At 36.7% G+C, this 12,678-nt stretch carries 7 protein-coding genes; 6 read left to right on the forward strand and 1 reads right to left on the reverse strand.

Features of this window, described 5'->3' with window-relative positions:
- Nucleotides 1-61: 61 nt before the first annotated feature.
- The 6 genes from BUE22_RS05260 to BUE22_RS05285 all read left to right on the forward strand — a co-directional run bounded on the left by BUE22_RS05260 (nucleotide 62) and on the right by BUE22_RS05285 (nucleotide 12,099).
- Complete coding sequence (locus BUE22_RS05260; protein WP_073394027.1) at nucleotides 62-529, forward strand: (2Fe-2S)-binding protein; 468 nt, start codon at nucleotides 62-64, stop codon at nucleotides 527-529.
- Nucleotides 530-555: 26 nt separating this feature from the next.
- The gene (locus tag BUE22_RS05265; RefSeq protein ID WP_089075965.1) at nucleotides 556-1,170 is read left to right on the forward strand and encodes a hypothetical protein; all 615 of its coding nucleotides are present in this window, start codon (nucleotides 556-558) and stop codon (nucleotides 1,168-1,170) included.
- 27 nt (nucleotides 1,171-1,197) lie between these two features.
- Entirely contained in the window at nucleotides 1,198-3,360 is a 2,163-nt protein-coding gene (locus BUE22_RS05270; RefSeq protein WP_073394029.1) for a molybdopterin cofactor-binding domain-containing protein, read from the forward strand.
- Nucleotides 3,361-3,726: 366 nt separating this feature from the next.
- Nucleotides 3,727-6,669, forward strand: coding sequence for an Ig-like domain-containing protein (locus BUE22_RS05275; protein WP_073394030.1), 2,943 nt, complete (start codon nucleotides 3,727-3,729; stop codon nucleotides 6,667-6,669).
- A gap of 795 nt (nucleotides 6,670-7,464) precedes the next feature.
- Nucleotides 7,465-10,662 (forward strand): SusC/RagA family TonB-linked outer membrane protein, encoded by a 3,198-nt coding sequence (locus tag BUE22_RS05280; protein WP_073394031.1) that lies wholly within the window; start codon nucleotides 7,465-7,467, stop codon nucleotides 10,660-10,662.
- A 12-nt stretch (nucleotides 10,663-10,674) separates the two neighbouring features.
- Complete coding sequence (locus BUE22_RS05285; RefSeq protein ID WP_073394032.1) at nucleotides 10,675-12,099, forward strand: SusD/RagB family nutrient-binding outer membrane lipoprotein; 1,425 nt, start codon at nucleotides 10,675-10,677, stop codon at nucleotides 12,097-12,099.
- Between the two features lie 82 nt (nucleotides 12,100-12,181).
- Here BUE22_RS05285 and BUE22_RS05290 read toward each other — a convergent pair whose 3' ends face one another.
- Complete coding sequence (locus BUE22_RS05290) at nucleotides 12,182-12,544, reverse strand: hypothetical protein (RefSeq protein ID WP_073394033.1); 363 nt, start codon at nucleotides 12,542-12,544, stop codon at nucleotides 12,182-12,184.
- Nucleotides 12,545-12,678 lie beyond the last annotated feature (134 nt).

The raw sequence follows: 12,678 nt of genomic DNA on the forward strand, positions 1-12,678 counted from the left end.
ATTAGAAAAAGAATAAGACCCTATAATACTGAATGATTGTTAATCCTGAAATAACTTTATTATGATACAATTAACTGTAAACGGCAAAACCGAAAATCTTGACGTAAGTCCTGAAATGCCTTTGTTGTGGGCAATACGCGACACACTTGGTTTAACGGGAACTAAATTTGGCTGTGGCGTTGCACAATGCGGAGCATGCGTTGTCCATCTAAATGGTGAAGCTGTACGCTCGTGTGTTACAAAAATGAGCCGTGCCGAAGGTAAAAACGTAGTTACTATAGAAGGATTATCTGAAAATAATGATCATCCGGCACAAAAAGCCTGGCAGGAAATAGACGTACCGCAATGTGGCTATTGTCATTCGGGACAAATAATGTCGGCTGCTGTTTTGCTTCGCGAAAATCCAAATCCGACAGATCAGGATATTGATGATGCAATGGCAGGAAATATTTGCAGATGCGGTACTTATCCGAGAATTCGTAAAGCCATACAACTGGCTTCACAAATGCAGGAAAAAAGTAGAATATGATCCAAAAAGGAACAAACTCAAAGCTTATGTCGACAAAAACTAAAATTATATTGATAGCCGTAATACTGGTTTCCACTATTGGACTGGCATTTACCGTTTCGATGCATCGGATAACGGAAAAAGAATATATTGGCATTACGCCGATAAAAAAAGACAGTGTAGCCTCTGTCGCGGCATTCAAACAAGTTTATAAAGTACTAATGAGTCCGCGTTGTCTTAATTGTCATCCAAAAGGCGATATTCCGCTTCAGGGCGATAATAGTGTGGTACATACCATGCAGCCTAAACGAGGAAAAGATGGAAAAGGCGTATATGCGATGAAATGCGCCAATTGCCATCAACCCGAAAATAGTCCCGGATTACAAACACCTCCCGGAAATCCGGAATGGCATTTACCGCCTGCTGATATGAAAATGGTATTTGAAGGTAAAACAGCCCACGAATTGGCCAAACAATTGGTTAATCCTGAACTTAACGGACATAAAGACCTGGAAAAATTAATCGCTCACGCAGATGATGGTTTGGTAAAAGCAGGCTGGAATCCCGGAAAAGGAAGAACAGTTCCGCCTTTAACGCATGCACAGTTTAAAAAAGCCTGGATTACCTGGCTTCAAACCGGCGCTTATGCTCCTGCAAAATAGTATTGCTTTAATTTTAATGATGATCTGATGACTAAAAATAACAACGTAGATACTACAAGAAGAAATTTTTTAAAACTAACGGGTTTAGGAGGCGCAGCACTTTGTCTTGGTTTTTATTTTCCTGCTGATGGAGTTCCAACGCTTGTACGACCTTCTGAATTGAGCGAATCTGATATCGAATTATGTCCGTGGATAATTATCAATCCGTCTGGAAAAGTAACTATTGTGAATCACAGGGCAGAGATGGGACAAGGTTCGTATCATTCGGTTCCGCAAATTGTAGCTGAAGAACTGGAAGTTGATATGAAAGATATCAACGTTATTTTTGCTATAGGAAACGAAAAAAAATACGGTGGACAAGTTACCGGAGGAAGTTCAACAATTCGGTCCTCATATAAAAATCTGCTTAAATTAAGTGCAACTGCAAGAGAAATGCTGATTGCTGCCGCCGCCGCAAAATGGAATGTTTCTGTTGCAGATTGTTATGCCGAATCCGGACACGTTATTCATAAACCATCCGGAAAAAAAGCACATTATGGTGAACTTGCCGTAGCTGCTTCAAAATTGTCGGCACCAAAAGAACCTAAATTGAAGAAAATATCCGAATACAAATTAATTAGAAAACCGCTCAAAAGAATCGATACGCCATTAAAAACCAATGGTTCATTAATCTTCGGACTAGACAAAAGAATTCCGGGAATGTTGTTTGCTTCGGTAGAACGCGACCCTCGTTATTTTGGAAAAGTAAAAAGCTTTGATGCGAGTAAGGCATTAAAAGTTCCGGGAGTAAAACGCGTTTTTAAAGTAAATATGGGCTATTACGAATACATCCGTGAAGGCGTTGCCGTAATTGCTGATTCGACCTGGGCAGCACTTGAGGGAAGAAAAGCCTTAAAAGTAGAGTGGGATACAAGTAGTTTTAAACATTGGAGTACTCCGGAAATATTTGAAACTCAAAATAAATTATTGAAAACTCAGGAAGGAATGCCGCTTAAAACACAGGGAAATCCAACTGAAATATTATCAAAAAAAACTAAAAAATTAGATGTAGTTTACCAAACGCCGTATCAGTCACACGTTGCTATGGAACCGATAAACTGCATTGCGCATTATAAAAAAGATTCGATTGAAATTTGGGGACCAATACAAGCTCCGGGTTGGATTCAGGACGATATAAGTAAACAATTTAAAATTGATAAAGAAAAAGTGATTGTGAACATGACTTTTCTTGGAGGCGGTTTTGGAAGAAAAGCGATGATCGATTATCCAAGCGAGGCTGTTGGTATTTCAAAAATATTGGGTGGTCCGGTTCAGGTTGTCTGGACACGTGAGGATGATGCTACTTTAGGACCATTTCGCCCCGGGATTTCGTACCGCTGTGAAGGAACAATTGCCGATGGAAAAATTGAGGCTCTGAAATTTAGAATGGCAGGGCAAAATAATGATCACTGGCGTGGAGGCTCAAAAACAGAACCCAACCGAAGCACCAGCGAGGGATTTTTGAAACCGTATTACGAAAGTATTAAAAACTTAAGCATTAGTGATGTTCTTTTTGAAACTACGATTCCTACAAGCTTCTGGCGATCTGTCTATGCGTCTACAAACGGATTTGCCTATGAAAGTTTTATTGATGAAATGGCATACGAAGCCGGTAAAGATCCAATGAAGTTTCGCAGAGAACATTTGCAGGAAGAGCGCTGTCAAAAGTTAATAGATAAAATGGAAGAAGTATCAGGCTGGAAAAATCGGTCAAAAAATGAAGGTTTTGGTGTTGCCATTACAGAATGTTTTAACTCAACTGTTGGTCATGTTGTCAAAGTTTCTAAAAACCTTCATGGTGGTGTGAAAATCGATAAAGTCTGGGCAGTTATGGATTGTGGGTGGTATGTAAATCCTGACATCATTCATGCTCAGGTCGAAGGTTCCATTGTCATGGGATTGGGTGCAGCGACTACGCATCAAATAACATTTAAGGATAATGTTGTAGAACAGCATAATTTTTATGATTATCCATTGCCAAGAATTAACGAAATTCCGCCTATAGAAGTATATATTATAGATAACGAAGAAGATGCCGGTGGAGTTGGAGAACCCGGACTTCCGCCTTTTGCTCCGGCTTTAACCAACGCCATTTTTGATTTAACCGGAAAGCGAATCAGGACTTTGCCGTTTAAGCTTTCTGAGGTTTAAAAGTTACGGACTTTAGATTCATACGATTATAGAATCCCATTTCAATTGAAGTGGGATTTTTTTATTTAGTTTTCAAGTTAAAATTTTATGTAATTACTTATAAAAAGATAATATCTCAATTTCGATGTTAAAATTTTTGCACATTCTTATTATTGCTGGCTAAAATTACAAACTTCACATCTATACATATTCTTGATTTTTCATTTCAATTTAAAATTTAATATCCTGATTATTAATGTTTTAGTGTGTTTTGTATATCGTTAGAATCTTGATTTTTAACATATATTTTTTATAATCTCTTTTTTAAATCTAGTTTCGTTATGTTCTTTTTTTAGGAACTACCTTACTAATTTAAAACCACAGATTATGAACAATCAATTACATTTTGCCTTTTTTAAAAGAGAAAAATATTTCCATATCGTATGGATTTTTTTCATTCTCTTAACCTCAAATTTATATGCACAGCGCGGTTATTATGATGCGCCATATAAAAGGTACGAAGCAAACGCAGGACAATTGTCGAATGGCGCTTTAACTACTTCAAAGTCATACATTCAGGCAGATCTTCAGTCTGAAGCTACAGACCAGCAATGCGTGAATATGTCGGCTACGAATGCTACTGTGCAATGGACACTTACAGAAGCTGCTGATGGACTTGTTATTCGCTACAGCGTTCCCGACGGACAATCGGCTACTTTGGGTGTTTACAATGGGAACACAAAAATTACCACGCTAACTTTAACTTCAACCTGGTCGTGGGAATATTTGTGGAGCAACGGAAATCCTAATAATAACGGAATCACGAATCAAAATCCAAGAATGCGATTTGATGAAGTACGTTATAAACTTCCGGCAAAAATTTCGGCATCGGGAACTTTAAAATTGGTTAGAGAATCGGGCAATGTTCATGTCGATTTTGCTGAGATGGAGCCAGTTCCTACCGCTCTTACAGCACCAACAGGTTCAGTAACCTATACCGGAAACGGAAGCGATCTTCAAACCTTTATTGATGCAAACGGTGGTAAAAAAATATTTGTTCCAGGTGGAGTTTATAATGTAAACCGCGAACTGTATTTTGGTGTTGCCAATACCTCATTAATCGGTGCGGGAATGTGGTATACACAAATTAATTTTACCAATACCAGCAGTTTAAACGGTGGATTGCGTGCCAATGCGGCAGGAATTTCGTTTACAGATCTTTATTTAACGACAAATTCGGCTTCTAGAAGTAATTCTTATAAAGCGATAAATGGGGTTTTTACATCAACTTCAATTGTAAAAAATATTTGGGCAGAACATTTTGAATGCGGTGCCTGGATTGCACAATACAATACAGGAGGCCCGGCAATTGCAGATGGATTTACAGTATCACATTGCCGTTTTAGAAATAATTATGCTGACGGAATTAATCTTTGTAAAGGAACGGCAAACGCAATTGTAGAACATTGCAGTTTTAGAAACAATGGCGATGACGATCAGGCAATCTGGTCTGCCGACGGACTGGAATGTATCAACAATACTTTTAGATACAATACTTCCGAAAACTGTTGGCGTGCCTGTGGTTTAGCTATTTATGGCGGAAAAAATAACAAAGCTTACAATTTGATTATAAAAGACAATCTGGAAGCAGGAATCAGAGTAAGTAATAATTTTCCCGGAGCACCCTTTAACAATGATGGAATGCATGAAATACACGATATTACGGTATCAACATGCGGAACTTTTAATGATACTTATAACAATCCTGTAGCTGCTGTAGATATTTTTAGCGCTACGAATGCCGGGACTCAGGTAAAAAATGTTCAGCTTTATAATATTGATATTTTAGATTCAAGAAATGATGCAATTTCGATAAGTAAAAGATCTGGAGACGGTATTTATAATCTTAGTTTTAAAGATATAACCGTTAACGGAACCGGTAAAGAATTTCCAAACAATAATGCCCTTAACAGAAATTGGGGCAGAGGCTATTTTGTACTTATAGCTGGTTCTCCTGCCGGAAACGGAACTTATTGTAATATGAATTATTCTAATAGAGGCGGTAGTGCAACAACAGATCAGGAACTTAGCGCTATTGGTACTTTTTCATGGACACAAAGTACAAGCTGTTCTGGCACACCAATTATTGCGGTTACAGGAGTATCGGTTGCACCGTCGACAGCTTCTTTAGGTATTGGCGCGACACAACAATTAACACCAACAGTTGCTCCGGCAAATGCAACAAACAAAACGGTGACTTACAGTTCTAACAATACTGGGGTTGCAACCGTAAATGGTTCGGGTTTAGTTACTGCAATTGCTGCGGGATCTGCAACGATTACCGTTACAACTCAGGATGGTGCAAAAATTGCAACTTCTGCAATAACGGTAACTTCATCAAATGTGGCCGTGACAAGTGTGAGTCTTAGTCCGGCATCGGCATCATTATCAGTTGGATCAACGCAGCAATTAACGCCAACAATTCTTCCGTCTAATGCAACTAATAAATCTGTTTCATATGCTTCAAACAATACGGGCGTTGCAACGGTTAATGCTTCAGGATTGGTAACGGCAATTTCTAACGGAACTGCAACAATTACTGTAACTACCGCAGATGGAAATAAAACAAGCACCGCTATAATTACAGTTAGTACAGCAACAGGAAACTACTTTACCATTAAAAATAGATGGACAAATAATTATTTATACGATGCTGGTGCCAATGTAGGTTATGGCGCAACTGTTGCCAACAACAATTACAAATGGGAAAAAGTAGCTGTCGACGCCACTTATTTTGTATTAAAAAATGTAGGTACAGGAGATGTAATGCATATTGAAAACTTAACAGGAGCTGTACAGTGTACTGCTGCGGGATCTGATTGGTGGAGCGCACAATGGTCAAGCGAAAATGTGGATGGTACTTTTGTTCGAATTAAAAACAGATGGCAGACCGGAAGTATGATTCATATCGAAAACCTGAATGGTTCTGCTCAATATGCCGGAGGACAAAACAATTGGGAAAGCGCACAATGGCAATTTCAAAGCACTTCGACGGCTAAAAAAATCAATGATGCAGAAATAACAGTAGAAGATAACCTGATTAGTATTTATCCAAATCCTTCTGTAAACAAAGAATTTAATATTGTGCTTCCGGAATTAAAAGCAGGTGATACCGCAACACTAACCGTTACGGATATAAACGGAAGAAAGGTTTTGATAAACCAACTGAATACATCTGCAAAAATCAATCATAATTTGGCTTCAGGAATTTATGTTGTTACAATCAATTCTAATGATTTTAATGTTTCTAAAAAACTGATTGTAAAATGATAATCGAAAAAACTGATTAGAATTTTAAATAGTCTCTACAGAGATAAGAAATGCCAGATCATAGATCTGGCATTTTTGTTTATTACTTTGTCTATTTTGGTTTCCATTTATAATATGAAACGACTTTATTATTTTTAAAATCTTACTACAACAAATCGCTTTTTTTATTGCTAAAGAAGTAGAAAAAGTCCCATTTTATAGGTAATGAGCTAGTAAAACAGCTCCGAAAAACGGTAATATTTGCATTGATTTTTCATTTGTTTAGGAAAAATCTTAATGGATTTAAGAAAACGGTAAGACGTTAACTGCTTTGTTTATAGATAATTAAAATTTCACTAAACTTTTAATTAACATTTTTTTTGCAAAAGTTATGCTTAAACTTTTTGAGTTAATATTTTTAATTTACTTTTGTTCTATCAAATTGGTAGAATTTAAACTAAGGTAATAAACACAGCTGTTAAGGACTTTCGAATACATTTATTTGAACAAGAACAGATCATTTTGGGTATTTAAACATTATGGTTTTTTGCTGTTAAAAATTCTTTAGCTTTTAAATAATACAATTTTTTAAAAGATGCATCCTAAAATTTCTTGAGGTTGAAATCTATCAAAAAAAATTAAAAGAATAGTAATCAAAAAAATAAGTAAAATGAAAAAACGAATGTGTTGTAGATAAAAAAAAGAAACTGTTTCTGCTGCAACAGAAATGGTGAAGCTTAAATAAATTGTACATCTCTATAAGGAAAGCTAATGATTTAAATTTTCGGCTCACCTTATTCAAACTAAAACTAAGTAATGAAAAAAATATTATATAGATATGCATTGTTATGCATCTTGTTGATTTCTATTGGTGTTAATGCCCAAGAGACCAAACCCTTAATTCAGTCAAAACTCGAAGGAATAGTAGTGGATGCGGTTACAAAAGACCCTGTTATTGGTGCTTCGGTAAATATTAAAGGTACTACACACGGTGTTCAGACAGATTTTGATGGGAAGTTTTATTTCCAAACCGGACAAAAATTTCCTTATTCACTTGTAGTAAGTTACATGGGATATAAACAAACGGAAGTGGTGGTAAATGCAAATTCTGTTGTCATTGAACTTACACAGCAAGAAAATGCTTTATCAGAAGTAGTGGTTACCGCACTTGGTATTACAAAAGAAAAAAAATCTTTAGGTTATACTACCCAATCGCTTAAAAACAAGGATTTATCAGATACAAAAGAAACCAATTTTTTAAATAGTATGACCGGTAAATTAGCCGGAGTACGTATTACAAATTCGCAGGGTGATATGGGATCTTCACGTATCATTATTCGTGGAGAAACGTCTATTGGCGGAAATAACCAGCCATTATTTGTGGTAGATGGAGTTCCGGTAGATAACACGCAATTTAGCAGCGTAGGTGGAGCAAATGCTTCCAGGGATTTCAAAAATGCAATTGCCGATTTAAATCCAAATGATATTGAAACATTAACAGTATTGAAAGGCCCGAATGCGGCAGCCCTTTACGGATCGCGTGCGGCGCATGGTGTTGTTTTGATTACTACAAAATCAGGAAAAAATCAAAAAGGACTGGGTATAAGCTTTAGTACAGGTATCACGATCTCTCAAGTGGCTACATTACCAAGCTTTCAAAATACTTTTGGACAAGGATCAAATGGAAGATTCAGTTATGTAGATGGTAAAGGTGGCGGTATCAATGATGGTGTTGATGAAAGCTGGGGTCCTAAAATGGACGGGCGTCTTATTCCTCAATTTAATTCAAATGGTGTAGCTGTGCCTTTTGTAGCTCATCCTAATAATGTGAAAGACTTTTTTAATACTGGTATTACTTATGAAAATAGTGTTTCTGTAGCAAAATCAGACGAAAAATCAGATTTCCGTTTGGGAATAAACAATCAAAAACAAACCGGAATAGTACCTAATAGTGAAGTAAATAAAACAAACTTTACTATTAATTCTAATTATCAAATATCTGAAAGTATAAAAGTAGGGGTAACAGGAAATTATATTGTTACCGATGCTCCGGCACTTCCGGGTGGTCCTTCTGGTAACCGTGCTGCGGGTGTAATGCTTCAGTTTCTTTGGTTCGGACGTCAGGTAGATATCAATGCACTTAGAAATAATAGAGATGTTAACTGGAACAACAGCTATTACAGCAATCCGTACTGGAATGCGTATTACAATACTACAAGCCAACAGCGTAATCGTTTAATTGGAGATATTCATTTGGATGCAAAACTTGCCGAAGGACTTAATTTTAGATTCCGTACCGGAGTTGATTATTATAATGATCGTAGAAAATACGAGATTAAATATGGTACAAACGGAACTCCTTTTGGATCGTATGCAGAAGATGCTTATACTGTAAACGAACAAAATACAGAAGGTATTTTTACTTATACTAAAAAACTAAACGATGATTTTAGTGTAGATGCTCTTGCGGGATTCAATATTCGTAATCACAGCGATGCAAACAATTATCAAAAAGCACCACGTTTGGCTGTGCCTGATTTGTATACGCTGACGAATTCAAGAGATCCGTTAACGTCATCAAACACCTTATCAAGATTGAGAGTTTATAGTGCTTATGCTTCCGCACAATTTGGTTATAAAAATTATGCATTCTTAAATGTAACGGCACGTAATGACTGGTCGTCTACATTGCCAAGCAACAACCGCTCTTATTTTTATCCTTCTTTTAATGGTAGTTTCGTAGTTTCTGATGCTTTTAATTTAAAAAGTAACACACTTGATTTCTTAAAAGTACGTGGTGGATGGTCTGAAGTTGGTAATGATGCAGATCCGTATCAATTATCTACGGTTTATAATTTTCAAACGGCATTCGACGGAAATCCGATTCAAACTTCTTCACAAAAGAAACTTAACGAGAACCTGAAACCGGAAACAACACGCTCTACCGAATTAGGTTTAGAAGCTTCTTTCTGGAAAAACAGACTGCATTTTGATTTTGCTTACTATAACACAAATAGTTTTGATCAGATTCTGGAGATTAAAACAACTGCTGCGAGTGGTTATACTTCTCAGTTAATCAACGCAGGTAAAATTAACAACCGAGGAATCGAAATTCAATTGGACGGAACTCCTGTTCAAACTGAAAACTTTAAATGGAATATTGCTGGAAACTACTCAAGAAATATAAGCAAAGTAGAGATTCTTGATTATGAAGGAAGCATTAAAAACTACACAATTGGTTCTTCAGGAGGTGTTGATGTACTGGCATCTGTAGGGCAGGCTTACGGAGCACTTTACGGAACAGCTTATGAGCGCGATGCAAATGGAAATATAGTAGTGGGAGCAAACGGATTGCCAAAAGCTGATCCAACAAAGAGAGTATTAGGACACTACACTCCCGATTATTTAGCAGGTGTTACAAACACATTGACTTACAAAAATCTTGAACTTTCATTTCTTGTTGATGCTAGTGTAGGTGGTGAGATTTTTTCAGGAACTAACAGAACGGGTACTTATACAGGTGTATTAGCAGAAACGCTTCCGGGTCGTGATGCTGCCAATGGCGGATTAAATTATTATGTAGCGACAACGGGTACCACAAATACGAAAACCCTGGTTTCAGGCGGTAATGCACCATCAGGAGCAGTAATATATGATGATGGAATGATTTTTAAAGGAGTATATGCAGATGGAACTCCAAACACTTCAGTTCTTAGTGCACAGGAATATTACAAAGCATCATACAATATTAGCGAAGCTTATATCTATAGTTCAACTTTTGTGAAACTAAGAGAAATAAAATTAGCTTACAATTTCAATAAAAAATTTGCAAGAAAGCTGGGATTAGATGGAGCCAGTATTACTGCAGTAGGTCGTAATTTGTTGTTTATTTATAAAGATGTACCGAATATTGACCCGGAAACAGCTTTTAATACCGGAAATGCTCAGGGATTGGAGAGTTTATCTTTGCCAACAACGAGAAATTTCAGCCTTAATGTTAATCTTAAATTTTAAAAACACGCAATCATGCTAAAAAAAATAGCCTATATAACGCTTTTTGCATTGACATTTAGTTCTTGCAGCGATACATTGGATGATATTAATAAAAATCCAAATGCAACCGAAACACCATTAGCGCCTTACCTGTTAACAGGAACATTAAAACAGGGAGCTGATTTATATTGGGGAGACGTTAATAACTTTAACTCGTCTTTATTATTTGTTCAGCATTGGGCTAAAATCCAATATACTGAACCGGACAGATACGATGTATCTAATGCTTCTTTCACAACTTTATGGGATAAAGGTTATTCGACTTTGATTACCGATTTGAACACGATTATAAATTTTCCGGATGCACAGGCAAATTCAAATTATAAAGGAATTGCATTAACGCTGCGTTCATGGACATTCTTATTGTTAACCGATGCTTATGGAAGCATTCCTTACAAAGAAGCAGGTTTGAAAGTAACACCGGCATATAATACTCAAAAAGAAGTATATACAGGATTATTGGAAGATTTAAAACAAGCGCAGTCTTTGTTGGCTACAGCAAATGGTACAGTAACCGGAGATTTAGCTTATAAAGGTGATATCTTAAAATGGAAAAAACTAGTAAACTCGCTTCGTTTGCGTATAGCGTTGAAAATTGCTGATAAAGAACCTGTGTTGGCAAAGCAAGCTGCGATTGAAGCAACAACAGATCCGGCAGGAGTAATTAGCAATAATAGCGAAATCTTTAGATTTGTTTACACCAGTTCACCACAGCAAAATCCAGCATCAGCCTGGTTTGAAACACGCGATGATTTTCGTATTTCAAAAACAATGGTCGATAAATTATATGAGTTCTCAGATCCGCGCTTAGCTGTTTTTGCTCAATTGCCATCGGATGCAAGCGTAGGTAAATATGTTGGAGGAGCCAATGGATTATCAAACAGTGATGCTAATAGTCAGGGTTTTGCCAAAACATCAAAACCGGGAACTTACTTTTTAACTTCGGCATCGCCGGCTGTATTTGTTTCTTATTCTGAAACACTTTTCAATCTTGCCGAAGCGACAGCACGCGGTTATATTGCCGGAGATGCAGAGCAGTTATATAAAAATGCAATTACGGCATCTTTAAATCAGTTTGGTATTACCGATGCAACAGTTGTTGCAAATTATCTTAATCAGCCAACGGTACAGTACGATGCTACAAATTATGCCAAATCGATTGGTACACAAAAATGGATTGCATTTTATGGACAAGGTCTTGATGCTTTTGCAGAATGGAGAAGACTTGATTATCCGGTATTAACAGCTGGTCCAGCTACAGTTTTGGATGGACAGATTCCTTCGCGTTTCTTCTATCCGGGTACAGAGCAATCATTAAACGGAAATAGTTATCAGGCCGCAATATCTGTTCAGGGAAAAGATTTGCTTACTACAAAACTATGGTTTGATGCTAAATAAATAAGCATAAATAGTATTTTATAAATGAATGCTATTTATTGAAAATGAAAAAGCTAAATCGAAAGATTTAGCTTTTTTTATATCATGAACTTAGTTTTTCTGTGCTTTTAATTCTTAAGCAATGTTCGGTTCCTAAATACAAAGGATTTCCGTGTTTTTCTGACCAAAAGCCATCCAGTACATCTTTGGTTATACAACGATAAACGGCGACACCTTTATAGGTTTTCCTGTCATCGCCTTTATAGCTAAAATTAACAACTAAAATATTGTCTTTAAAGAAACCGTGTCCCTTTTGCTGCTGCGTATCGTTAATAAGCCACAGCGCAACAATTCGGTTATTTTCATCCAAAGACAAATTCAAAATTCCTTTATAGTTTATTTCCTGACTCTCATCCTGATTACTCCCGGAAATGGAATAACTGCCTGTTAAATCTTGTACTGTCATTTATTTATTGATGCTGAAACCAGCGTTTTCTGAGTTATTTTGAGGTGCAAATTTGAATAAAATATAGAGAATAAACAATCATAGTTAGGGATATTTGAGGTGATGGAAATGTTCTGGTTTAGGCATGTGTTCTT

Origin of the sequence: Flavobacterium pectinovorum (assembly GCF_900142715.1) — a bacterium.
Lineage (GTDB): Bacteria > Bacteroidota > Bacteroidia > Flavobacteriales > Flavobacteriaceae > Flavobacterium > Flavobacterium pectinovorum.